The organism is Halogranum rubrum (genome assembly GCF_900114455.1).
Taxonomy (GTDB): Archaea; Halobacteriota; Halobacteria; order Halobacteriales; family Haloferacaceae; genus Halogranum; species Halogranum rubrum.
In genome coordinates this window covers 120,846-144,722 of record NZ_FOTC01000001.1, presented here as the reverse complement: position 1 = coordinate 144,722, position 23,877 = coordinate 120,846, and the positions used below count along the sequence as shown (strand labels likewise).

The following is a 23,877-nucleotide window of genomic DNA, read 5'->3' as shown; positions in this document are numbered from 1 at the left end:
TGGTTGACGGGCGCGACGCTTTTCTTTCGGCTTCACTAACCGACTCTTGTGCACGAGTTCGGGTTCGAACTGGCGCTCTGCTCGCATCTCGAAGCGACCACCGACTCGGTCGTCGCCCGCCAACTCGGCGGCACCGTCGTCGCCCCGGGCAATCGCATCGTCGACGTCGTCCTCGTCGAGCAGGGCCCCGAGTTCGACGCTCGAACCCGCATCACCGACCAGCGAATTCCGACACTCGCCGTCGAGAGCGACGTCGGCGTCGGCAGCGCCGTCTACTGGAAGGACGCCTTCGACTGTCACCCGGAGCGAGCGCGGGAGGTCACCGACTGGGCACTCTCGGTCGGCTTCTTCGAACGCGAGCGCGGGGGCCGAGGGCGACACGGCGGCCGCGAGTACGTCCGCCGAACCACGCGCTACCCCGACTGGTTTTCGTCTCTGACCGCCATCGAGAACAAACCCGACCTCGGCACGCCGGGTGACCTCGAACGCCAACTCCGAACCGACGTGAGCCTCGCGCTGTTCGACGAGGTGATTCTGGCGACCGAGAGCTACGTCACCCGCGCCCACCTCAACCGAATTCCCGAGCAGGTCGGCGTCTGGCGGTTCGACCCCGAGACGGGTGAGCGTGAGGTGGTGCGAGAACCGACCACGCTCACTCCCGAGTCGACCGGCGTCGAACTGCTCGACCGACAGCCACTCCGCACCGACGTGGCGTTCGTCGACGCGGCCGAGAAAGCTCGTGTGCGCCGTCGTGTGGCCGAGAAGGCTTACGGCAAGGGGTGGCGGAGCTACGACCTGCCGGCCTGTGCACACGCGACGGCGACGGCCGATGGGCGTCCCTACTGCGAACACTTCGGCTGTGTCGTCGACCCGGGGGCAGACTGCGGCGCGTCGTGTACGGCCGCCGAACCGAGCGACCCGCCAGCGGTCGACCTCGCGGCACTCCGCGACGAGCGCTCACCGTGGGTCGCGAACCCCGCAGGCGTCGCCCGCCGACAGGTCGGGTTGGACCGCTTTCGATAGCAGAAGTCACAAAACTCATACTGTGGCCCCCGAACCGGAGAGATATGCGAACCCGCCTCTCGGTCCTCTGTCTCGTGGTCCTCCTCGTCGGTACCGCCGCACTGCCCGCGGCGACGGCGCAATCTCAATCTGACGGTCCCGGCATCTGTCGGGGCGTGATAACGGAGACGCCCGAGACGATGACCGTGCTGAGCGTCCAAGGTGCAAAGTTCGACGGAAACGACTCCGGGAAGAAGCCCGCACGACTCGTCGGCGTCGCCCCCGACGGTGAGGTGAAGTGGGTCCAGAAGACGGGGAAGAACCAAGGCATCACGTGGGGCTACGACGTCGACCCCCTCGACAACGGCAACCTGTTCGTCACCGGAACGATGAACAAGGGGACGGTCGTCTACGAACTCGACCCCGAGACGGGCGAGACGCTGTGGTCCGAGCAACTCGACACCCACGACACCCACGACGTCGACCTCCTCGATAACGGCAATCTCGCCGTCGCCGACATGCGGAACTACAACGAAACGTCCGAGGAGAACGAAGACCGCATCTTCGTCTACAACCGGACGACCGACGAAATCGTCTGGGAGTGGCAGTTCGCCGACCACTACGACGACTCCGTCGGCGGCAACTACACCGAAGACTGGACGCACGTCAACGACATCGACCCCGTCGGCGACGACCAGTTCCTCATCTCGCCGCGAAACTTCGACCAGGCGCTCCTGGTGAACCGAACGACGGGCGAAGTCGACATGACGCTCGGCGAGTACGGTAACCACGACATCCTCCACAAGCAGCACAACCCCGACTACCTCGAATCCGAGAACGGCACGCCGACGTTCCTCGTCGCCGACAGCGAGAACGACCGTATCGTCGAGTACGAGCGGACGGGCGACGACTGGACTCGCACGTGGCGCGTCGGAAACTCCTCGGTGTTCGACTGGCCGCGCGACGCCGACCGCCTCGAAGACGGGAACACCCTCATCACCGACTCCGCGAACCACCGCGTCGTCGAAGTGACGCCCGACGGCGAAGTCGTCTGGGAGTTCTACTCGCCGTGGCTGGTCTACGACGCGACCCGCGTGCAGGTTCCCGAATCGGGCGGGCCGACGATGGCCGACCTGAACGCCAGCGAACGAGTCACGCTGAAGAACGGCACGCCGCGCACCAGCGCCGAACTCGCGGACTGTGACGAGGCACTCTCGAACGTCGAGAACACCTACTGGCAGGAGAACCGTGAGAACCAGAGCACGTCGACGGGCACCGCAGACGGTGGCGAGAGCCCCGACGACGTCTCGACGGACATCGTCACCGACGACGGTCCGACGGGTGTCGCCAGCGACCTCGACAGCTTCGTCGTCGCCGCCGCGGCACTCCTCCTCGGCCTCGGTCTCCTCGCGCGTCGAAGCCGAGACTGAACCAGGTTCGAGAAAGGTCAAACACTCTTTTGACATTACAGAACGGCTTATTCGGTCGATACCGTCGAGGACGGTATGCCCCGCAACCCACTCTCGACCACGGCAGTCGCGGCCATCGCGGTGGTCGCGTTGCTCGTCGGCACCGCCGTCGGTGCTGGCGTCTACGCGGCCGTCGGGTCCGACGATGGCTCGAACTCGCAGCAACTTCGAGACGGCCAGTCGACGGCGACTAACAGTTCCAGCGCCGACGTCGCCGCCTTCTCGTCGGCCGCAGCGTTCCGCTCGTATCTCGACGCCTCGGCCGACCGACGCAGTGGTGGCTACTACGGCGCGACGTTCCTCGATGGCCCGCGAGTCGCGTCGAGTGCCGAGGGAGGAACGGCCGACGACGTGGTGACCGAAACCGCCGTCGCCGAGTCGACGCCGCAGGCGACCGCCGAAGCGGCCCAGACGGTCGCGTCTGACACCAGTGCGGGCGGGAACGCGGGTGGCGTAGACGGGTCAGGCGGGTCCGACAGCGTCGACCGAGTCTCCGGAACGAACGTCCAAGTCACTGACGTCGACGAACCGGACGTCGTCAAGAGCGACGGCGAGTCGGTCTACTACGCTCGTGGGAGTCGCTCCGGGTTCTACCCGAACAAACGCGCCGGTGTGACCCTCTTGAACACCGCCGACCCCGTCTCGCCCGAACTCGCGGGAGAAATCGACGCCTCCGGACAGTTGCTCCTCGCGAACGACACGCTCCTCGTGCTCTCGCACGACGCCGTCGTCGCCTACGACGTCTCGGACCGCGAGAACCCCGAGGAGCGATGGACGAAGGAGGTATCGGGACGACTCCAGACCGCTCGCCTCTCGGACGGTCACGTCTATCTCGTGACCGTCGACGGCCTCCGGTACGACGCGCCGTGTCCGATTCGACCGTTCGGCGACGGCGGCGCGGAAGTCGCCTGCACCGACGTCTACCACCCGACCGAACCCGTCCCGGTCGACCAGACTTACACGACCACCGCACTCGACCCCGAGAGCGGCGATGTTGCCGATTCGGTCTCGTTCCTCGGCGGCCACAGGTCGACGGTGTACATGTCCGGTGACTCGCTGTACGTCACCTACGTTCAGCCACCGGAGTACGGTCGACTCTACCTCGACTTCCTCCTGACCGAGGAGCGTGACCGGTTGCCCGACTCGGTCGTGGACCGACTCGAAACGCTCCGCGAGTACGACCTGAGTTCACAGGCGCGCTCTATCGAGACGAACCGTGCGCTCTCGGCGTGGTACCGCAGTCTCGACGCCGACGAACGCCGCGAGGTACAGACCGAACTCGCCAACGACTGGCGGAATCACCTCGACGAGCACAAACGCGAGTTGACGAGCACGGGCATCGTGAAGGTCAGCGTCGACAGCGCGGAGGGCGAGAGTGACGGAGACAGCGCGCCGTCGCTCGCCGTCGCCGACGTCGGGAGCGTCCCCGGGGTTCCGTTGAATCAGTTCTCGCTGAGCGAGTACGACGGCCATCTCCGTATCGCCACAACGATTCAAGCGCCCGGCACCGAGAGCGAGAACGACCTGTACGTGCTCGATGAGCAGTTAGAAACTGTCGGTGAGGTGCAGGGGATGGGCGTCGACGAGCAGATTTACTCGGTGCGCTACGTCGGCGACACGGCCTACGTGGTGACGTTCAAGCGCATCGACCCGTTCCACGTCGTCGACCTCTCGGACCCCGAGAACCCCGAGGTGAAAGGCGAACTGAAGCTCCCGGGCTTCTCCTCGTACCTCCACCCGCTCTCGGAGGACCGCGTGCTCGGCGTCGGCGAGGAGAATGGTCAAGTAAAGGCCGTCGTCTTCGACGTCTCGGACCCCGAGAACCCGACGGTCGAAGACGACTACGTGCTCGACGAGCGGTGGTCCGCGATTCGTGAGAGCCACCACGCGTTCCTCATCGACCGGAAGCACGGCGTGTTCTTCCTCCCGGGCCAGCAAGGTGGCTACGTCTTCGGCTACGACGACGGGTTGGAGTTGCAGAAGGTGGTCGACGTGCAGGGAGCACAACGTGCCATCTACCTGAACGACTACCTGTACGTGTTCGGTGAGTCGGAAGTCGTCGTCGTCGACGAGACGAACTGGGAGCGCGTGACGATGTTGGAGTTGCCGGAGTACCGGTACGACGTCGTGGAAGAACCGGAGCCGCGAGCAGAGTAGCGCCGGTATCTGTGCGGATGGCGCGCGCTGGCGATTCCGCTCGTGATTCTCGCGAGGTGACGAGCGAGAGCCAGCAAGAGCCTGTGGCTCTTGCGTTGATCGCCAGTCGGCGTGCGAGGTCTTCACGAGCAGAGCGAGTGAAGGGCAGGAAGACCGCAGGTCTTCCAAGGGATGAGTGAGCGGAGCGAACGAATCGGCTGGGGAGGGTGAGGCATCTCGTCTGTCAAGCAGTCACTCGTCGCTCAAACCTAAATAGTCGGGGTGAATCAGCACTTCTAGACACAGGTCGAATTCAACGATATTCCCCAAAACGCTCACCACGAACGCCCACAATCCCTCAATCGTGCCCCTCCACTCGACCAACACCCGTTCCACGAGCCTCCTCGCCGGAGTCGCTACGCTCGCTCTCACTGCCCTCCTCTGGACGTGGTTCGACTTCTCCACCCGCGCTGGCAACGAACTCGTCTTCGCCTACGTCGGCGTCGGTGCGCTCTGCCTCGGCGTACTTCCGACTGCTCTCTTCACGACGAAGCGACTCGTCTCGCCGGTAGTCGTCGTCTCGACCCTCTATCTCCTCTCGGCGTACGGCACGTGGTCGCTCGTCGGTTCGGGTCTCACACCCGTCGACCCGACGCCGTTCGGGTGGTTCCTCCTCGGGTGGCCCGTCGTCACCGTCGTCGCGCTTCTCGTCGGTGGCGTGGAGTTGGGACTCCGACGAGTCAGAGACGCCAGTGGGCCAACCGTCGGCTGAAAAGGCGAACCGACTACAACTCGTACTGCTCGCCGTCTACGGCCAGCGGTTCCTCGAACGCCTCGTCGACGGGGTAGAAGTGCGCCGTATGCACCAACCGCGTCGTCTTCGCGTCCAACTCCTCGGCCAACTCCAGTGCGCCCTCTCGGGTCATATGTTTCGAGCCAAAGGTTCGCGGAACTCCCTGGTCGTTCTCGTGGCGGCCGCCGATAGGGTGGTACTCACAGAGTGACGCCGGGACGATGCCGTCGACGAGAAACAGGTCCGGGTCGCGCAGCGCGCCACGTGACTCGTTCGGAATGTCGTAGCTCGTATCACCCGACAGTGAGAGTTTCGCGCCCGTCTCGGGGTCCTCGACGACGAGTCCGTAGCAGAGAAGCGGCGGGTGGTCGACGGGGACGAGCGTCACGTCGAGTCCACAGATTCGGCGCGTCTCGAACGGCGAGACGTCGTGGACGGTGATGCGGTCGAGGTAGTCGTACTTCGAGCGAACCGTGTCGGCGACGCTCTCGCCCGTCGTGGGGTCCGTCTCGTCGGCGGCGTAGACGGGCAGGTCGTCGAACACTCGGTAGGCGTTGCCGAGGCCGTCGAGGTGGTCGAAGTGGATGTGCGAGATGACCATCGCGTCCGGCAGCGGCACGTCGTGGGTCAGAAACTGGTGGCGGAAGTCGGGACTCGCGTCGATGAGAAGCGACTCGTCCGTTCGCTCGTTTCGGACGTGAACCGAGAACCGCGAGCGTTCGACACCGCGGCGGCGGGCCTCCGTACAGGTGTCGCAGTCACACCCGACGGTCGGCGTCCCCGTCGTGTCGCCGGTTCCGAGGAGCGTGACCTGCATCGATCAGTGGTCGTGCGAGTGGTCGTCCGAATCGTGGTCGTGTGAGTCTCCATCGCCACCGTCGCCGGCGACTTTCGCCCCCTCGCCGTCGATCATGTCCATGTTCTTGAGGTTGTCACGCTCTTCGAAGTCTTCGACGGCGTCGAGGATGTCTTCCTGCGTCAACTCCATCCGACCTTCGGTGAGTGCTTCGAGGACGGCCTCCCGGAGCACCATGCGGAGGTCGCTCCCGGTGAGTCCCTGTGTCCGGTCGGCGACTCCTTCGGGGTCGAAATCCGCAATCTTCATCTGTCGAGTGATGACGCGGAGGATATCCGCGCGCATCTGCCAGTCCGGTTTCGGGAAGTTGACGATCTCGTCGAAGCGTCGCCACGCCGCCGCGTCGAGTTGGTCGGGGTGGTTCGTCGCCCCGATGAGCAACACGTCGTCGCGGATGAGCGAGATGTCGTCGATGCTCTTGAGCAAGGTGTTGACCGCGCGTTTGAGCGCCGCGTGTTCGTCGCTCCGGCGGGTCTTGGCGACGGAGTCGAACTCGTCGATGAAGAGGATACACGGCGAGAGTCGCTTGGCCACTTCGAACGTCTTCTCGACGTTCTTGGCCGTCTCACCGAGATACTGACTCGTGATCATCGAGAGTTTGACCTCGACGAACGGCATGCCGAGTTCGTGTGCCAGCGCCCGCGAGATGGTCGTCTTCCCCGTCCCCGGCGGGCCGACGAAGAGCAGTTTGCCGATCTCGCGCAGACCGATCTGTGCGAGGTAGTCGCGGTGTTCGATGGCGGTGACGATCTTGCGGATCTCGCCCTCTTGGTCCTCGGTCAACACGAGGTCTTCGAGCGTCATCTCGATCTCCTCGGGTGCACGGACGTGGACCAAGTCGAGCATCTCCGCGTCGCCTTCCTCGTCGGTGTCGAAGTACTCTTCGAGCAGCGAGTCGATCCAGACCCGGTCGGCCTGAATCGGGCGGTTCTGTTCGCGCGCTTCTTCGTGAGTCACGTCGACGTCGTCACGGTGTTCGACCGTCGCGACGATAGTCGGATTCGTAGCGAGTCGCTCGTCGTCCACACGGTCCAGGAACCAGTCGAGCGCCATCTCCGGTTGCGTGAGCGAGAGTTTCCCGGAGAACTCGGTCCGCTGCGTGAACAGCAGGTCAGAGACCGCCTCCCAGGGGTGCTCGACACTCGTCGCCGTCCGCGCCGTCTCCTCGGTCGCAGACAGCGGCCGCTCGATGGCCCCGTCCTTCCAGAAGACCTGCCGGTACCGCGGTGGCAAGTCGTTCTCGTCTAGGTCCCGGTTTTCCGTGTAGAGATGAGCGGTCAGAAGAAACTCGACTACCTCGAATGCCGGGTCAGTCATCCGTGCAAGGTTCCGACCACAGAATCTTAAGACCGTCGAAGCGCCGGAGCGCCGACGTGGCCCGAAGCGACGTCGCGCCAGTACCGTCGCAGCAGTTACAGGAGGAGAGACCTCGACCTCCGCCTCGCGTCGCCGCGCGCGCACCCCTCCTCCAATACACCGTGTACTCACCTCCGAATGACACGACTTGAGGTGCCCAAATGCACACAAATTATGTAGAAAACTGTCTGTGTTACGAGGGTATACTCCTTAAATATCCTTGTAAATCGAACGAACAACGGCGCAAGCAGGTTCTTTTTTCTCTTTTTCAACGGTTAGCGTTTTAGCCCTCGATTCGGTCGAGTATTACCGTGAGAACCAATACGTTTGCAACTGTTCTGGAGAATTCTCCGGATGTGTGTTGCAAAAGGAGTCAGACAGTCGGTGAGGTGGTGACCGATGGCTGACCCGGTCCAGACGACCTGCATGCGGTGTGCGGTCGGTTGTGGCCACATCCACAAAGGAGCAGACATCGGCAACGGACTCGACACCGTCCGTGGCGACGCCGCCCACCCGGTCAACAACGGACTCGCCTGCGGGCGCGGTATCCGCGAGACCGCAGACCCCGGCGGCGAGTGGCTCACAAGACCGCTCGTCCGCAAAGACGGCGAACTCGTCCGCGCGACGTGGGACGACGCACTCGACCGCGTCGCCGACGCCATCGAAGGGGTGAACGACCCCGACGAGGTGGCCGTCCTCGGGAGCGGCCAGCAGACGAACGAAGCCGCGTACGCACTGGGAAAACTCGCCCGCGGCGGCATCGGCACCCGCAACTACGACGCCAACACGACGCTGTGCATGGCGAGCGCGGTGAAGGCCTACTCGGACGCCTTCGGCAGCGACGCACCGCCGCCGACCTACGACGACATCCCCGAGGCGCAGACCCACGTCGTCTGGGGAGCGAACCCGGCCGTCGCCCATCCAGTCATGTTCCGCTGGATCGCGGATTCGGCCCGCGACGACGACAGTCGACTCGTCGTTGTCGACCCGGTTCACAGCGAGACGGCGGAGATGGCGGACCACCACGTCCAACTCGCCCCCGGCGGCGACTTCGCACTCGCGCGGGCCGTCCTCGCGAACCTCGTCGAGGAGGGAGACGTCGACGAGGCGTTCGTCGACGCCAACACCGACGGGTTCGGCGCGCTTCGTCGGTCGCTTCCCTCGGTCGAAGCGGCCGCCGCGGAGGCCGGTGTCGACACCGAGACGGTCGACCTGCTCACCGCCCTCTTCGGCGACTCGACGCTCGTCTACTGGGGGATGGGTGTCAACCAGAGCGTCCGCGGCACGGCGACGTGTCGTGCGCTCGTCGACTGCTGTCTCGCCTCCGGCAACATGGGTCCGGGTTCGGGGCCGTTCTCGCTCACCGGACAGGCGAACTCGATGGGGACGCGCGTCTGCTCCTCGAAAGGGTCGTGGCCCGGCCAGCGGGAGTTCACCGACCCGGACCACCGACGCCGAATCGCCCAGACGTGGGACATCCCCGTCTCCCGACTGCCGGACGACCCCGGTCCCGGTCCGGTCGGTATCGTCGAGAACGACCCCTCGGTGGTCTGGACCGTCGCCACGAACCCACTCGCCGGGTTGCCGGACACCGCGGTCGCCCGCGAGACGTTCGAGGACGCGTTTCTCGTCGTCCAAGACGCCTTCCGAACCGAGACGGTCGAACTCGCGGACGTCGTCCTCCCGGCGGCGACGTGGGGCGAGTCGGAGGGAACTGCAATCAACATGGAGCGGACCGTCTCGCGCGTTCGTCCGGCGACGGGACTCCCGTCGGGTGTCCGCACGGACCTCGACGTCGTCGCCGCCGTCGGCGCGCGGGTCGCTCCCGACCTCTTTCCGGAGACGACGCTCGACCCCGAGTCCGTCTTCGACGAGTTCGCTCGACTCACCGCGGGGACGACGGCCGACTGTTCGGGCATCAGCTACGACCGACTCGACGACGAGTTGGCCGTCCGCTGGCCCGCCCCCGACGCCGAGTCGAGCACCGACTACCGGTACTACGACCCCGAGACGGAGAGATGGAGCTTCCCCACACCCTCGGGTCGGGCGCAGTTCTCCCAGTACACGAACGCGGAGACGCTTCCCCTGCCCGACCCGACGAGCGACGACTACCCGCTCACCCTGACGACGGCCAGAGCGGCCGACGGCTACAACACCGGTGTCCGCTCCCGCGACGTCGACGACCCCGGACCGGTCCCGGCGCGACTCGACCCCGAGACCGTCGACACGTACAGTGACCAGATAACCGACGACCGGACCGTCCTCAGTTCAGTGCGAGGGAGCGTCTCGGCCACCGTCGAGGCCGACGACGCCGTCCCTGCGGGGATGGTCTGGCTGCCGATTCATCATCCCATGACGAACGAACTCACTATCGCCGCAGTCGACCCCGAATCAGACGAACCGAACTACAAACAGTGCGCCGTCGCGCTCGTCGCACCCGAGACGGACGGAGAGGCGGACGCGTCCGTTCCGAACGACGAACCGACCCCGGCGGAGGTCCGCCAATGAAGATGACCAAGTGGCGGACCCTCGTCCTCGCGACGATGGCGTTCAACCTCTCGTTTCTCATCTGGTTCTCCTTCGCTCCCTTCACCGGCCCTATCGCCGACGAGTTCGGCCTCTCGCTCACCGACCTCGGCATCCTCGCGAGCGCGGCCATCTGGAGTGCGCCGCCGGGCCGTATCTTGACGGGGTGGCTCTCCGACCGCTACGGTGCGTCGTCGGTGTTCGCCATCGTCCTCGCCTACGTCGGCGTGTTCAGCATGGCGAGCGCGTTCGCGACGAGTTACGAGGTGTTCTTCGTCGAGCGTCTCGTCGTCGCCTCGGCGGGTATCACCTTCGTCGTCGGCATCCAGCACGTCGCCCAGTGGTTCCCCGAAGAGCAGTTAGGGACCGCGGAGGGCATCTACGCGGGTATCGGAAACGCCGGTGCGGCGGGCGGCGCACTCGTCCTCCCACGCGTCTTCGGCGAGTGGAGCGGTCCGCTGTTCGACACCGGATGGCGTGCGGCGTTCTTCTACACGGGTATCGTCTCGCTGGTGATGGCCGTCGTCTACTACTCCATCGGACAGGACGCCGTGACGGAGACGAAAGCCGAGGCGACCAGCGACTCGGCGACGCTCTCGTCGTGGGTCCACGTCGCGACGCGGTACGGCGTCGTCGCACTCGCGCTCGGTTACGTGATGAGCTTCGGCCTCGAAATCTCGATGAACGGATGGCTGCCGACCTACTTCCGCGAAGGGTTCGGTTCGACCCTCGTCATCGCCTCGACGTTCGCCGCGACGTTCTCGCTCGCGGCGGGTCTCTTGCGTCCCATCGGCGGCTACATGAGCGACTGGGTCGTCAGGACGGAGACGAACATCTTGCCCGTGTTCACTGGGCGCTACCGCGAGCAGTGGACCGTCCTCTGTATGTGCTTCATCGTCACCGCGATGGCGGGACTCACGCTCGCCGGACAGACCGGGAGCGTCCTCCTGACCGTCGTCGTCGGCTTCCTCGTCGGGACGGCCTGTGCGTTCACCGAAGGAGCCATCTTCGCGCAGGTGCCGGCGATGTTCCCCGAGCGCTCCGGCGCGGCGGCGGGCGTCGTCGGCGGTATCGGGACGTTCGGCGGTATCGGCTTCCCGCTCGTCTACTCGTACGCCGCGGAGACGGGGATGATTCACAGCGGCTACGTCGTCGTCGCCGCCATCATGGTCCCCATCGTCCTCTTGAACGCCTACGTCGCTCGCCCGAAGATAGCCGAACGTGCCCACATCGACGGGTTCTTCGGAGGCTCCGACGCGGGCTACGGAACCAGCGATGACTGAGGTGGCCGCGAGACGGACACGATGAGACCGGACACGGGTCGCGCCGGCGTCGTCGTCGCCGGCGGCCGTTCGACACGGTTCGGCGATACCGACAAGGCGACCGTCCGAGTCGACGGCGTGCCGATGATTCGGCGTGTCGTCGACGGACTCGCCCCCGCCGTCGACGAGATAGTCGTCAACTGTCGGCGGGGACAGCGACCCGCCTTCGAGGCGGCACTCTCGGGACTGGAGGTCCGGTTCGCCGAAGACCCCATCCTCGATAGGGGTCCGGTCGCCGGACTCCGAACCGGGTTGCAGGCGACTACCGCCGAGTACGCCGCCGTCGTCGCCTGCGACATGCCGTTCGTGCCGACGGCGCTCGTCGACCACCTGTTCGCCGCCGCTCGAACACACACCGGGGCCGTCCCGGAAATCGGTGGTCAGAGACAGCCGTTTCCCGCCGTCGTCCACGTCCGCGCCGGCTTGACGGCCTGCGCCGACGCGTTCGTCCACCAGCGGGGACGTCTCTGTGAGGTCGTCGACGTACTCGACCCGGTGGTCGTTCCCGAACGGACCGTCAGGGCCTACGCGGATTCGGCCGCGCTCCGAAACATCAACACCCGCGCCGACCTCTACGAAGCCCGCGTGAGGACCTGAACGCGCTCTCCTCACCTTCTCGCCCGTCACCTTGCCCGCCCAGCAGCCACGCGTGGTGCGTCGGTCCAACAGCCGCGGAGGAACAACTCGATTCCGTATTTCCGTACCTGTCGAAAACACACGTCGAATAAGACGTCCAAATAGTGAACAGAATACGGCCTTATATCCCTCTTATTTGCTAATAAACTGGTCGTTCTGTGGGTTGTGTGTCCGATTTTGTGAGTATGTCAACGGTTAGCATTATGTGTCTCCTTCGTACATAGTCCGACTGTGAATTACCCTATGCACGTTCGAGATATTTCGGTTGTAGTCGACGAATGGAGAGAGGTGTTCGGAATCGATGGCGCATAAGAAAGAAACGTACAAAGACGAGTTGTACGGCGACGCCGTCCGCGAGAAGATTCTGGAGTTCGCCGAGGAGGGGTTCGACTCGATTCCCGAAGACGAGTACGACGAGTGGTTCATGCGCTTCAAGTTCTGGGGCGTGTTCCACCAGCGAAGCGGTCAAGAGAGCTACTTCATGATGCGGTTGACGAACGCCAACGGTCGACTGAAACCCGACCAACTCCGCGCCATCGGCGAAGTCGCCCGCGACTACTGCACCGGCCCCGCCGACAACCCCGAGTTCGGCAACGGCTTCGTCGACCTGACGACGCGACAGTCGGTGCAACTCCACTGGGTCAAACTCGAAGATATCCCGGCTATCTGGGGCGAACTGGAGGGCGTCGGCGTGACGACGCGTTCGGCGGGCGGCGACACGATGCGCAACATCTCCGGCTGTCCGGTCGCTGGGCGCGACGAGCACGAACTCGTCGACACGCGACCGCTGCTCGAACGGTTTCGCGAGGACCTCCGCGGCGACGACGAACTCGCGAACATGCCCCGGAAGTTCAACATCAGCGTGACCGGATGTCGCGAAGGCTGCGCGCAGGACTCCATCAACGACATCGGCGTCGAACCGGCGTTCAAGGAGGTCGACGGCGAGGACGTGTTGGGATTCAACGTCCGCGTCGGCGGCGGCCTCGGCGGGAAGAAACCCAGAAAAGCGCGTTCGCTCGACGTCTTCGTCACGCCCGAGCAGGCCTACGACGTCGTCCGTGGCTTCGTCGAACTCTACCACGACCACGGGGACAGAGACGTCCGTGCGAAGAACCGCAGTCGGTTCTTCGTCGACGACTGGGGGACCGAGAAGATTCGTACCTTACTGCAGGAGGAGTACGTCGACTTCGAGCTGCAGACCGCCGGAACCGATATCCGCGAGGAGTACACCTACAACGCGGGCAAGCCTCCCGCCGAGGGCAAAGCCGACCACGTCGGTGTCCACAAGCAGAAAGACGGCAGTTACTACGTCGGTCTCTCCGTCGCCGTCGGTCGGTTGACGGCCGACGACGCCATCGAACTCGCCGATTTGGCCGACGAGTACGGGTCCGGCGAGGTCAGACTGACCCGCCGGCAGAACCCGCTCGTGATGGACGTTCCTGAATCCGGCTTGGACGACCTGTTGGCCGAACCACTCCTCTCGAAGCACACGCCGGAACCGAACCCGTTCCAGCGCGGCGCAATCGCCTGCACGGGCACGGAGTTCTGCTCGCTCGCGCTGACGGAGACGAAGGCCCGGACGGCCAGAATGCTCCGGTGGCTTCGTGACAACGTCGAGTTACCCGAGGACGTGGAAAACCTCCACCTCCACTACTCGGGATGTACTGCCGACTGTGGACAGGCCAACACCGCCGACATCGGCCTACTCGGGATGCGCGCCCGCAAGGACGGTGAGATGGTCGAGGCCATGGACATCGGCGTCGGGGGCGGTATCGGCGAAGAGCCGAGTTTCGTCGAGTGGATTCGCCAGCGCGTCCCCGCCGACGAGGTGCCGGGAGCGATTCAGAACCTCGTCGAGGCGTTCGCCGCCCATCGGGAGGAGGGACAGACGTTCCGCGAGTGGGTCGCCGAGACGGGGACCGAACCGCTCGTCGAACTCTGCGAGCCAGTCGAGACGACGTACGAAGACCCCTACATGACCGACGCGAAGCAGTCGTGGTACCCCTTCGTGGAGGAGGACGAGTCGACCAACCCGGTCGAGACGACTGCAGACGACTGACCTGACCATGCACGGAACCGAAGACGCTCCGACGACTGAAGCGAGCGAGATGACACACGACGGGGCTACGTCGACGTCGGCCGGCCCGTCGTCGTCGACGCAACACACCTCGGCCGACGTCGCCCCGGAACTGTTCGAGCCGTAAGTAGGCTTGGTCGTCTCCATCGACGGCTCGAACTGTGAAGAAACGATAAACTGTTTTCGTTGGGTTTCCGGTTCTCTGTGGGTTTATCATGCTAGACCTCCGAGGGAGAGACATGCCAACGCCAGTCATCGCGAAAGCGTACCGGACCCCGCAAGGGAAGGGCGGCGGCGTCTTCGAAGACGTCCGCAGTGAAGACCTCTCGAGCGCCCTCATCAACGAAATTCTCGCCGAGACGGGCCTCGGCAGCGACGACGTCGACGACCTCATGTGGGGCGTCGCCCAACAGCGCGGCGAGCAGGACAACAACGTCGCCCGCGTCATCGCACTCCTCTCGGACCTCGGCGAGGGCGTCCCGGCGACGACCATCAACCGCTGGTGTGCCTCTTCGATGCAGGCCATCATCTCCGCCTCGGACGCCATCGCCGCGGGCAACCGCGACTGCATCATCGCGGGCGGCGTCGAGAACATGTCGCGCGTCCCGATGGACGGCGAATCCTACCAGTCGCTGCACCCCCAACTCTCCGAGGAGTACAACATCTTCCAACTCCAGATGGGGATGACCGCCGAGAAGGTCGCCGAAGAGTACGAGGTCAGCCGCGAGGACCAAGACGAGTACGCGCTCCGTAGCCAGCAACGCGCCGCCGAGGCGACAGACTCCGGACGGTTCGAAGACGAAATCGTCCCCATCGACACGGAAGACGGGACGGTCACCGAGGACGAGGGTATCCGCCGAGAGACGACGCTCGAAGCGCTCTCCGGTCTCTCGTCCGCGTTCACCGGCGACGGGTCGGTCACCGCAGGCAACTCCTCGCAGATCTCCGACGGCGCGTCCGCCGTCCTCGTCACGAGCCAGGAGTTCGCCGAGGAAAACGGATTAGAGATTCTGGCGAAAGTCGGCACGAACAACGTCGCCGGCGTCGACCCGACGGTCATGGGTATCGGACCGGTGCCTGCCACGCGCGGTCTGCTGGAACGAGCGGGACGCTCTATCGACGACTACGACCTCGTCGAAATCAACGAGGCGTTCGCCAGTCAGTGCGTCTACTCGCGCCGTGAACTCGGTATCGACGAGGAGAAACTCAACGTCAACGGCGGTGCAATCGCCATCGGCCACCCCCTCGGTGCCTCGGGTGCGCGTCTCCCCGTGACGCTCATCCACGAGATGCTCAAGCAGGACGTCGACCGTGGCCTCGCGACGCTCTGTGTCGGCTTCGGTCAAGGGGCGGCCATCGAGTTCTACCGGTAGAACACCGGTTGTGGAAAGTTTTTCCGCGAGTTGGCCGCGACGTATTAGTGTCAGTCGGCCATACGCCTAGACAGATGTCCGACAACACTGGTGATTCTCGGCGAGCGACGGCCACGAACGTCTCGCGACGACGACTGCTCCGGACGAGCGGTGGCGCCGTAGCAGCGGTCGCCGGTATCCCGGCAGTATCCGGACTCGCGAGCGCGCAGGCCGAAGGAGAGAACGAAGAACAGGACGGTATCACCACGACTGGCGTCCTCTCGAACTCGACGCCGAAGTTCGGCAAGAGCGACTTCACGGGGTTGTACCTCCTCATCGAGGACCCGCACAACGACCCCGACACGACGGGCGTGAGTTCGTGTAACGTCATCGAGTCCGACGACCGAATCGCCGCGTACAACGCGACTATCTCCGAGAAAGTCGACGTAGGTTCGGATTCGGAAGCCGAACAGACAGTTATCTACATCCCGGCACAGGATTCGACCGTCGAGACGGGGAAACAGTTCGCCGTCAACAGCCAAACCGAATGTTCCGGCGGCTACACCTCGGTGCAACTCGAACAGGTCGGAGAGAGTTCCATCGAGACGGAAGCGGCCAACGAGTCGACCCAGACGACGGGCACGACGGAGACGACCGAGAGCGGCCCGGTGACGGACGAACCCGAGTCGACCACCGACGCATCGAGTCCAGGGTTTTCGGCGCTCACGGGTGTCCTCGGTGTCGGTGCAGCGGGACTGGCGGCACTGAAACGGGGAAGAGAGGACGACTAGCGGGAATGGGTCGTCTGTAGACGCGATGTCCGTACCCGCTGGAACCCGTTCTCGTTTCCACCTGCGAACTGACGCCGAGAGAGTAATGTGCTCGTCACGTGTCGCAGACGAGTCGCTGGGCGAATGACACCGAGAACCGTCGAGACCCGTCTCACTCCCGCGGTTCTGCGACGGCCCGGACCGGCGCGCCGTCAGCGTCAGTGAGAGCGAGTGGGAACGCGAAGAGACGGACGCGTTCGGGGAGTGCGCCGAGGCCGGTCAGGTTCTCCACGAGGAGGCAGTCGGCGCGGAAGAGGCGACGGTGTGCGGGAAACGTCTCGGCTCCAGTCGGGTCCGGCCCAGCGGTGTCGAATCCGAGGTCGTAACCACGGTCAGCACACCACTGGGCGGCGTCGGGTGCGAGATGTGGATGGTCGTCGTACCGACTAGTCCCCCAGTGGGCGTCCCACCCGGTGTGGACGAGGAGCAGTTCGCAGTCCGGGTCGGGGAGGTCACTCGCCCGAATCGCCGCATCGGCGTCGAATCCGGTGCAGTCGACGACGTGCGCGTCGAAGACGAACCGGTCGACTGGGTAGTCGTCGAGCGTCCGGCCGTCGGCGAGAAGGTGGGCTGGAGCGTCGATATGCGTTCCGGCGTGGCTGTTCAACTGGAGGTCGGTGACGCGGTACCCGTCGGCTTCGTGCGTCGCCGCCGGGTCGAGAGAGACGGGCGGGTCGCCGGGGTAGACCGGTGTCTCGTTCGTGAGGGGGTGGGTGAGGTCGTACATAGTGCCGAGTTCGTCGAGACGCGCAAAGAATACTGGTTTCGACAGTACTCGGCAACGCCAAACCCTTCGACGACCGAGACGGTCCAGCTATCCCTGTTTCTCGGGGTGGCAGAACTGCATCGCGTCGCGGACGGCGTCGCGACGTCCGAGCAGTGTGAGTCGGTCACCCATCTGCAGCGTGTAGTCGGCGTCCGGGACTTCTATCGTCCCGTTCCGAGCGACGAGGGCGACGAGACAGCCACCGGGGAGTTCGGGACCGATCTCTCGAATCGTTCGGCCGACGAGTTCCTCGGAGGTCACCTCTATCTCCTGGACGTCGCCGGAGCGGCCGATTTCGCCCATCCAGTTGGCGAGCGCCGGCCGTTCGATGATGTTGTCGATTGCCTGTGCCGTCGCCAACGTCGTCGAGATGGTGCGGACACCGAGTTCTTCGAACGCTTCGACGTTGTCGGGGTTGTTGGCGCGAGCGATGATGGTCTCGGGGTCGAACTTCGACGCCGCGAGTTGCGAGACCAGCAGGTTCACGTCGTCGTCGCCGGTGGCGGCGACCACGATTTTGGCGTTCTCACCGCCAGCAGACCGCAGCACGTCCGTGTCGGTGCCGTCACCGTGATGGACAGTGAATCCCCTGCCCCGGGCAGTCTCGACGATGTCTATGTCGTCTTCGATGATGACGACGTTCTCTCCACGGTCTTCGAGGCGTTCGGCGAGCGCACGGCCCACCTTACCGCCTCCGATAACGAGTACACGCATTGGTATCACATCTAAGAATTCTGCAATCCGACGGGCGAGTCCGGCCTCGAACACGACGGTCATCAGGATGACGAGGAAGACGGTGCCGACGAGAACGTCGGCCGCCGCCTGAAGCCCCTGTGCCTGCAGTTCGATGGCGAACAGCGTCGCGACCGACGCGGGGATGATACCGCGCGGGCCGACGAAGCTCATGAACAGTTTCTCGCCGCGAGTGAACCGGTCGCCTATCGTCGAGACGAAGACGAGGAGTGGCCGGAGGACGAGAGCGACGACGAGGACGACGCCGATGCCGCCGAGGCCGAGTTGTTGGAGGTTCCCGAAGTCCAAGAGCGCCGCGAGGGCGATGAAGACGAACGAGAGCACCAACAGGGTGATGTCACCTTTGAACGCCGAGATATCCTCCTCGTAGGGGACGTGGACGTTTCCGAGCAGGATACCCGCCGTGGCGACGGCGGCGATACCCGACTCGGTGGCGATGAACTCCGCACCACCGTACGAGACGAGCGCCCCCGCCAGCACGAGCAACCGAGCGTTCTGCGGAGCGTTCCCCGGCGAGAGGTCGACGTAGCGCAGGGCGAAGAAGACGATACCCGCCACGAGGCCGCCGATGACGACGCCGACGCCGAGTCGCTGCGTGAACTGCACGAGGAACTCCATCGGGTTCTCCATGCCGATGGTGATGGCCTCGAAGATGACGATAGCGAGGATGGCGGCGGTGACGTCGTTGACGATACCTTCCGTCTCCAGTGCCGTCTCGACGCGGTCACGCGCCGGGACGACTTCGAGGATCGGTGCGATGACCGTCGGACCGGTCGCGACGAGGAGCGCGCCGATGAGGAACGACACCAGCCAGTCGACGCCGAGGAGGAAGTGCACCGCGATGGCCGTTCCCACGAGCGAGATGAGCGCACCGACGGTGACGAGTCGGAGCGTCGCCGCCGGCGCCTCTCTGAGTTTCTCGATACGGACGTGGAACGCCCCCTCGAAGACGATAATCGCCACCGAGAGACCGACGATTGCGGGCAGTGCGTTCCCGAACGAATCGCGAGTGACGATGCCGAGAACCTCCGGTCCGAGGAGGATACCCGCAGTGATGAGGAAGATGATACTCGGCACCTGTAGCCGGTCGGCGAGCACCTGTGAGATGACGCCGATGGCGATGATTGCGGCGACGAGTGGAATCAAGTTCCCCGCTGCTTCGGCGGCCATTAGCAATCCACCATGTGGTTTGGTGGTTGACGTGAGCTTTGATAAGTTCCCCCATCTCGGTCGGGTTCTCCGCAGGAGAAAGCAAATAAACGTTTACGACGCCAGCTAATTCGACAAATTCGCCCGGAAGTGGCGGCTACGGCCGGCTCGTCGAGTCTCGATAGAGCATCTCGACGTCGTCGGCGTACCGGTCGAGGATGTGTCGCCGCTTCTTCTTCATCGTCGGCGTCAACATCCCGTTCTCCTCGGTGAACTCCTCGGTGACGATTCGGAACTGCTTGATCTGTTCGTACGATTCGAGGCGTTCGTTGACCTGGTCGACCTCTCGTTGCAGTCGAGCGCGGAGACGCTCGTCTCGGGCCAGTTTCCGGCGGTCTTCGGGCAGGTCGATACCCTCGCGGTCGGCCCACTCGTGGACTGCCTCGACGTTGGGGACGAGCAACGCGCTGACGAACTTCTTGCCGTCGCCGAGCACCAGACACTGCTCGACGAGTTGGTTCGAGGCGAACGCGTCTTCGATGGGACCGGGCGCGACGTTCTTCCCCGTCGAGAGGACGAGCAGTTGTTTGGCACGTTCGCGGAACTCGATGTAGCCGTCGGGGCGGAGGTGGACGATGTCGCCGGTACGGAACCAGCCGTCGGTGAACGACTGTTCGGTCTCCTCGGGACGGTTCCAGTACCCCGAGGTGACGTTCGGCCCTCTCACGAGGAGTTCGCCGATCTGCCCCTCGGTCTCACGGCGCTGTACCTCGCCGACGACGCTCTCGTCTATCTCTATCTCCACGTCGACGACGGGGGTACCGATGGTCCCGATTTTCGGGCCGTTCGGCGGGTTCACCGAGATAACGGGTGACGTCTCCGTCAACCCGTAGCCCTCCAGAATCGGGAGACCCATCCCGTGGTAGAGCGCACAGAGGTCCGCCGAGAGGCTTCCGCCGCCACTGATAAAGAACTCTAGGCGGCCGCCGATTGCCTCGCGCACCTGCGAGAAGACGAGACGGTCGGCGATGCGGTGTTTGAGCGTGAGTGCCGTGCCCGGGTTGTCTACCTCGTGGTACGCCTGTCCGACGCCGACCGCCCACTCGAAGATGCGTTCTTTGACGGGCGACTCGCTGGCCTGCGTACGAATCGCGTCGTACAGTTTCTCGTACACGCGGGGGACGCTCGTCCCCGTCGTCGGGCGGACGAGTTGGAAGTCCTCGCGGAGCGTGTCGGGACTCTCCGCGTAGGCGACGGTGGCCCCTGCTGCGAACATCAGATAGTGGCCGGCGAGACGCTCGAAGACGTGCGCGAGCGGAAGAAACGAGAGCGTCGTCGAGTCCGGGGTGATGGCGAGTCGGTCGGGGTCGTCCGGACGCGGTCCGAACCGACGGAAACACTGGTTCACGTTGGCGCGGAAGTTTCGGTGTGTGAGTTGCACGCCCTTCGGTTGGCCAGTCGTCCCCGACGTGTAGATGAGACTCGCCAAGTCGTCCATCGCCGGTTCGTCGACCCACGTCTCGTAGGTGTCGGCGTCGTAGGCGTCGACGCCCATCTCGTGGACGTCGGCCAGCGAGTAGATGTCGTCTCTGTCGCGTATCGCGCCGGACATCCCGCTGCCGTCGGGAATCTCGTCTAGCACGACGACGAACTCCAGGTCGAGGTCGTCTTCGACGGCCAGTACACGCCGAAGGCAGTCGGCGTTCTCGACGACGACACCCGTGGCCTCGGGGTCGCCGAGGAGGTACTTCACCTGTCGCTCCGAGGAGGAGGTGTAGACGGTGGTGACGACACCACCGGCGGCGAGGAGCGCAAAGTCACACTGTGCCCACTCCATCCGGGTGTGGGCGAAGAGGCCGACTCGCTCGCCGCCGGCGACGCCGAGTTCGCGAAAGCCCGCCGCGAGGTGGCGGACGAGCGTGCGCATCTCGGCGTAGGTCAGGTCGGCGTAGTCACCCGCCGGCGCGGCAGGGACGACGTCGTCCGCGACGAGCGACCGGTCGTAGATGCCACCTTTGTACTGCTGGGCGACTCGGTCGGCGTTTCGGTCGGCACTCGCCTCGAACAGTCGAGCGAGCGTCGTCTCCCCGAGCACCTCGCTCTCGTACTCCGCTTCCGCATCCCGCCAGTCCATATCCCGGCGTTACGGGAGTTGATTATAAAAAACCGGTCAGAATTCGAGACTCGTTGCCACGAGTTGATTGTCTACTTCACTCACTCCTCTTCCCGGTAGTCCAGATAGCCGAGGACACCTTTCACGTTCAGTCGCTCCTCGTCGCGGGCCTTCTGCTCGCCCCACGTCTCCACCATGTCGGTGTGGTTCTGGAAGTACTCGATGACCGCGTCGTCGTCTTCCAGTTCGTCGCGCTTCTGTCGGACCGCTTCGACCCACTCGACGAGCGTGCGCTTGTAGCCGTCCATCAGTTCCTCGCCGAAGTCGAGCGGTCCGAAGTGACCGAAACAGAGTACGTCCGGGTCTCGGTCGACGATGGTCGAGGCGTCGTCGAGACACTGTTCGAGGTCGAACTGCGAGGGCGGCGTCGTCTGTCGAACCGTCCGCTCGCTCGGAATCCAGATACCTGCGGCGTCGCCGGTGAACAGCACGTCGTCGCCGGTGTCGTGGAACATCACCTGATGCGGGGCGTGGCCGGGAGCGTGGACGACCGCTAACTCCCGGTCGCCGAGGTCGATGGTCTCGCCGCCTTCGAGTCCCTCGATACGGTCTTCGGGGACCGGTTTGGGGTCGACGTAGAACTGCCACTGGTCGTCGACGGCGGCCTTCGTCCCGGCGACGAGACGCGAGGGGTCGACGAGATGCGGGACGCCGATGTCGTGAGTCATCACCGTCGCGTTCGGGTACCTGTCTGCCAAAAAGCCCGCGCCGCCCGCGTGGTCGAGGTGGATGTGCGTCGGCAGGATGTATTCGAGGTCTTCCTCGCCGATGCCGACCGCGTCGAGAGCGTCGAAGAGGAACTCGCGGTTCGTGCCGATGCCGGTGTCGACGACGGCAGGTCGGTCGGCGTCGACGATGTAGACGGACCCGTACGCCTCGGTGTCGTACATCCCGGTGTCGAGATAGTAGAGGTCGGTACAGTTCGGGACGCGTTCGAGGTCGCCGATAGCCATGCGCAGGAGAGCGTCGGCAGCGTTCAAAAGGGTTCGGACGAGCGGTCGCGATGGACTCGGGGAAAGGTTCTCGTAGTCGACACGTGAGTGACCAGTATGTCCCTCCACTCGCGACGAACGGTGTTGAAAGGGGTGACCGCGTCGGCCATCGCGCTCGCCGGCTGTACCGGTCCCGCGTACGCCATCCCCATCACCGTAACGAACAGCACCGAGAGCGAACTCTCGACGACCCTCTCGTTCGCCGAGGACGAACTGTTCGACAACTACGGCAAACAGTGGACGCTGGCCCTCGATGTCGGCGAGTCGAGAGAGTTGGAGTTCGGGAGTGGCGGCCGGGGCGACAAGCAGTTCCACCTCGAAGTCGACCCAGTCGGGCGTGAAGCCGTCGAGTGGACGATGTACAGACCAATCGAACTCGCCGTCGACATCGGCACTGGGCGAGTGACGGTCGCGATCACCAGATACAGCGACGAGGAGACGCGAGAGACGACGGCGTCGTCGCTCGACGGTCACCTCGCCGACTGACACCCGGACACGTCTCGTCGAGCGACCGGCGAGGTGATGACACGCCACAGTACGTGTTTATCTCGCTACACGACAAATAGCTGAGCGAGCGAATAGGCGGCCAACACCGACACCGGTTTTCTCGCGGCGTCCCTCTCGGAGAGCGCGGCGACCGACGATTCGACTCACTCAGCGGTGGTGTCACTGCCGAGGAGTGTCCACAGGTATGAACACAACCCCTCTCACGACGTTCGCTCGGAACTCGCGAACACGAATCGACGCACTCGAACGCACTCGAATCGGTGAACTCGTACTTACTCTCGGACGTATCGTGGCTGCGATAGCGATGATACTGACTGCCGTCGTCGTCTATCAAGCCGTCGGCGTCGCAGTCTTCGGATTCCTCGGTGTCGGCCCGACGCCACCCGTAGCGCTGCAGTTCGTCGCAGGTCTCGTCGCGACGGTCGTCGCCGTCGCTGGATACGTCGCGTACGTCCACTGGGTCGAATCCCGTGGAGTGTCCGAGTTTGGTCGCCGCGGTGCAGTCCGCGAGTTCGCCCTCGGAACTGTCCTCGGCGCTGCGCTGTTCAGCACGGCGATTGCCATCGTCTGGGCGGCCGGTGGCTACACCATCACGGAGACGAACTCGTGGCAACTCGTCGTCCCCCTGATTACCGGCGCGTTGTTCTTCGCGACGCTCGAAGAACTCGTCTACCGCGGTGTCGTCCTCCGTCTCGTTGAGCTTCCCTTCGGAACCTGGGCCGGACTCGCCGTCTCGGCGCTCGCCTTCGCGGCTTTCCACGTCGTCGCGACACCGAACGTCACGCTCTGGACGGGACTGTCGGTGTTCCTCGCCGGTCTCTTGCTCGGCGGGGCGTACGTCTACACCCGCCGACTCTGGTTCCCTATCGCGCTCCACGCCGCTTGGAACTTCGTGCAAGGCGGAGTCTTCGGTATCGCCGTCTCCGGCGACGAGGCTGGGTTAGGGCTGTTCGTCGGCACTACCTCGGGCCCCACCTGGCTGAGCGGCGGTGACTACGGTCTCGAAGGCTCTGCGGTCGTCGTCGGTGTCGTTCTGCTCGCGACGATGGTTGTTCTTCGGCAGGCGCGGCAACGTGGTCACTTCCGAGCGCCTGCTCGGCGCTCGTAACTCTCACGCACAGAGCGACGAACAGCGGTCGGCTACTCACCGGTCTCGCGGAGCGAGGGAGCTACCACGTCGCG

At 64.6% G+C, this 23,877-nt stretch carries 19 protein-coding genes; 13 read left to right on the top strand and 6 right to left on the bottom strand.

The window, feature by feature from the left end:
* Positions 1-48: 48 nt before the first annotated feature.
* From BM083_RS00730 to BM083_RS00715, 4 genes are all read left to right on the top strand, one after another.
* The gene (locus BM083_RS00730; RefSeq protein ID WP_089864472.1) at positions 49-1,023 is read left to right on the top strand and encodes a DUF5787 family protein; all 975 of its coding nucleotides are present in this window, start codon (positions 49-51) and stop codon (positions 1,021-1,023) included.
* A gap of 44 nt (positions 1,024-1,067) precedes the next feature.
* Positions 1,068-2,432 carry an aryl-sulfate sulfotransferase gene (locus BM083_RS00725; RefSeq protein ID WP_245756808.1) on the top strand — a complete coding sequence of 455 codons (1,365 nt, stop codon included), beginning with the start codon at positions 1,068-1,070 and terminating at the stop codon, positions 2,430-2,432.
* 75 nt (positions 2,433-2,507) lie between these two features.
* Positions 2,508-4,628 (top strand): beta-propeller domain-containing protein, encoded by a 2,121-nt coding sequence (locus BM083_RS00720; protein ID WP_089864468.1) that lies wholly within the window; start codon positions 2,508-2,510, stop codon positions 4,626-4,628.
* Positions 4,629-4,971: 343 nt separating this feature from the next.
* Positions 4,972-5,379 carry a hypothetical protein gene (locus BM083_RS00715; RefSeq protein ID WP_089864466.1) on the top strand — a complete coding sequence of 136 codons (408 nt, stop codon included), beginning with the start codon at positions 4,972-4,974 and terminating at the stop codon, positions 5,377-5,379.
* Between the two features lie 13 nt (positions 5,380-5,392).
* On the opposite strand, the gene BM083_RS00710 is transcribed toward BM083_RS00715, so the two are convergent.
* Together BM083_RS00710 and BM083_RS00705 are read right to left on the bottom strand one after the other, a co-directional pair.
* Complete coding sequence (locus BM083_RS00710; protein WP_089864463.1) at positions 5,393-6,217, bottom strand: MBL fold metallo-hydrolase; 825 nt, start codon at positions 6,215-6,217, stop codon at positions 5,393-5,395.
* A 3-nt stretch (positions 6,218-6,220) separates the two neighbouring features.
* Positions 6,221-7,573, bottom strand: a complete 1,353-nt coding sequence (locus BM083_RS00705; protein WP_089864460.1) for an ATP-binding protein — start codon at positions 7,571-7,573, stop codon at positions 6,221-6,223.
* A 465-nt stretch (positions 7,574-8,038) separates the two neighbouring features.
* Between BM083_RS00705 and nasA the strand changes: the two genes are divergently transcribed.
* From nasA to BM083_RS00675, 7 genes are all read left to right on the top strand, one after another.
* On the top strand, positions 8,039-10,120 hold the full coding sequence (gene nasA / locus BM083_RS00700) for an assimilatory nitrate reductase NasA (RefSeq protein WP_177197571.1): 2,082 nt from the start codon (positions 8,039-8,041) through the stop codon (positions 10,118-10,120).
* A 2-nt stretch (positions 10,121-10,122) separates the two neighbouring features.
* Entirely contained in the window at positions 10,123-11,421 is a 1,299-nt protein-coding gene (locus tag BM083_RS00695) for an MFS transporter (RefSeq protein WP_089868252.1), read from the top strand.
* Between the two features lie 21 nt (positions 11,422-11,442).
* The gene (gene mobA / locus BM083_RS00690) at positions 11,443-12,057 is read left to right on the top strand and encodes a molybdenum cofactor guanylyltransferase (RefSeq protein WP_089864454.1); all 615 of its coding nucleotides are present in this window, start codon (positions 11,443-11,445) and stop codon (positions 12,055-12,057) included.
* Positions 12,058-12,397: 340 nt separating this feature from the next.
* Positions 12,398-14,155 (top strand): nitrite/sulfite reductase, encoded by a 1,758-nt coding sequence (locus tag BM083_RS00685; protein WP_089864451.1) that lies wholly within the window; start codon positions 12,398-12,400, stop codon positions 14,153-14,155.
* A gap of 7 nt (positions 14,156-14,162) precedes the next feature.
* A complete protein-coding gene (locus tag BM083_RS23035) occupies positions 14,163-14,300 on the top strand; it encodes a hypothetical protein (RefSeq protein ID WP_177197500.1) in 138 nt (45 codons plus the stop codon).
* Between the two features lie 112 nt (positions 14,301-14,412).
* Positions 14,413-15,546 carry a thiolase family protein gene (locus tag BM083_RS00680; RefSeq protein ID WP_089864449.1) on the top strand — a complete coding sequence of 378 codons (1,134 nt, stop codon included), beginning with the start codon at positions 14,413-14,415 and terminating at the stop codon, positions 15,544-15,546.
* A gap of 74 nt (positions 15,547-15,620) precedes the next feature.
* Complete coding sequence (locus tag BM083_RS00675) at positions 15,621-16,316, top strand: hypothetical protein (RefSeq protein WP_089864446.1); 696 nt, start codon at positions 15,621-15,623, stop codon at positions 16,314-16,316.
* Between the two features lie 151 nt (positions 16,317-16,467).
* Here BM083_RS00675 and BM083_RS00670 read toward each other — a convergent pair whose 3' ends face one another.
* The 4 genes from BM083_RS00670 to BM083_RS00655 form a co-directional block, all read right to left on the bottom strand.
* Positions 16,468-17,082, bottom strand: a complete 615-nt coding sequence (locus BM083_RS00670; protein ID WP_089864443.1) for a cyclase family protein — start codon at positions 17,080-17,082, stop codon at positions 16,468-16,470.
* 87 nt (positions 17,083-17,169) lie between these two features.
* Complete coding sequence (locus BM083_RS00665) at positions 17,170-19,044, bottom strand: cation:proton antiporter domain-containing protein (protein WP_089864440.1); 1,875 nt, start codon at positions 19,042-19,044, stop codon at positions 17,170-17,172.
* A 136-nt stretch (positions 19,045-19,180) separates the two neighbouring features.
* A complete protein-coding gene (locus tag BM083_RS00660) occupies positions 19,181-21,157 on the bottom strand; it encodes an AMP-dependent synthetase/ligase (protein WP_089864436.1) in 1,977 nt (658 codons plus the stop codon).
* A gap of 80 nt (positions 21,158-21,237) precedes the next feature.
* Positions 21,238-22,149, bottom strand: coding sequence for an MBL fold metallo-hydrolase (locus BM083_RS00655; RefSeq protein ID WP_089864433.1), 912 nt, complete (start codon positions 22,147-22,149; stop codon positions 21,238-21,240).
* A gap of 96 nt (positions 22,150-22,245) precedes the next feature.
* Here BM083_RS00655 and BM083_RS00650 point away from each other — a divergent pair, with 96 nt between their 5' ends.
* Entirely contained in the window at positions 22,246-22,674 is a 429-nt protein-coding gene (locus tag BM083_RS00650) for a twin-arginine translocation signal domain-containing protein (RefSeq protein ID WP_089864430.1), read from the top strand.
* A 205-nt stretch (positions 22,675-22,879) separates the two neighbouring features.
* Positions 22,880-23,803, top strand: a complete 924-nt coding sequence (locus BM083_RS00645; protein WP_218148913.1) for a CPBP family intramembrane glutamic endopeptidase — start codon at positions 22,880-22,882, stop codon at positions 23,801-23,803.
* The last annotated feature ends 74 nt before the right edge of the window (positions 23,804-23,877 follow it).

Excerpts from the sequence above, each read along its gene's own strand:
- BM083_RS00725 (WP_245756808.1), top strand. The coding sequence starts at position 1,068 with ATGCGAACCCGCCTCTCGGTCCTCTGTCTCGTGGTCCTCCTCGTCGGT.
- BM083_RS00720 (WP_089864468.1), top strand. The coding sequence starts at position 2,508 with ATGCCCCGCAACCCACTCTCGACCACGGCAGTCGCGGCCATCGCGGTG.
- BM083_RS00710 (WP_089864463.1), bottom strand. The coding sequence starts at position 6,217 with ATGCAGGTCACGCTCCTCGGAACCGGCGACACGACGGGGACGCCGACC.
- BM083_RS00705 (WP_089864460.1), bottom strand. The coding sequence starts at position 7,573 with ATGACTGACCCGGCATTCGAGGTAGTCGAGTTTCTTCTGACCGCTCAT.
- nasA (WP_177197571.1), top strand. The coding sequence starts at position 8,039 with ATGCGGTGTGCGGTCGGTTGTGGCCACATCCACAAAGGAGCAGACATC.
- BM083_RS00695 (WP_089868252.1), top strand. The coding sequence starts at position 10,123 with ATGACCAAGTGGCGGACCCTCGTCCTCGCGACGATGGCGTTCAACCTC.
- mobA (WP_089864454.1), top strand. The coding sequence starts at position 11,443 with ATGAGACCGGACACGGGTCGCGCCGGCGTCGTCGTCGCCGGCGGCCGT.
- BM083_RS00685 (WP_089864451.1), top strand. The coding sequence starts at position 12,398 with ATGGCGCATAAGAAAGAAACGTACAAAGACGAGTTGTACGGCGACGCC.
- BM083_RS23035 (WP_177197500.1), top strand. The coding sequence starts at position 14,163 with ATGCACGGAACCGAAGACGCTCCGACGACTGAAGCGAGCGAGATGACA.
- BM083_RS00680 (WP_089864449.1), top strand. The coding sequence starts at position 14,413 with ATGCCAACGCCAGTCATCGCGAAAGCGTACCGGACCCCGCAAGGGAAG.
- BM083_RS00675 (WP_089864446.1), top strand. The coding sequence starts at position 15,621 with ATGTCCGACAACACTGGTGATTCTCGGCGAGCGACGGCCACGAACGTC.
- BM083_RS00670 (WP_089864443.1), bottom strand. The coding sequence starts at position 17,082 with ATGTACGACCTCACCCACCCCCTCACGAACGAGACACCGGTCTACCCC.
- BM083_RS00665 (WP_089864440.1), bottom strand. The coding sequence starts at position 19,044 with ATGGCCGCCGAAGCAGCGGGGAACTTGATTCCACTCGTCGCCGCAATC.
- BM083_RS00660 (WP_089864436.1), bottom strand. The coding sequence starts at position 21,157 with ATGGACTGGCGGGATGCGGAAGCGGAGTACGAGAGCGAGGTGCTCGGG.
- BM083_RS00655 (WP_089864433.1), bottom strand. The coding sequence starts at position 22,149 with ATGGCTATCGGCGACCTCGAACGCGTCCCGAACTGTACCGACCTCTAC.
- BM083_RS00650 (WP_089864430.1), top strand. The coding sequence starts at position 22,246 with ATGTCCCTCCACTCGCGACGAACGGTGTTGAAAGGGGTGACCGCGTCG.
- BM083_RS00645 (WP_218148913.1), top strand. The coding sequence starts at position 22,880 with ATGAACACAACCCCTCTCACGACGTTCGCTCGGAACTCGCGAACACGA.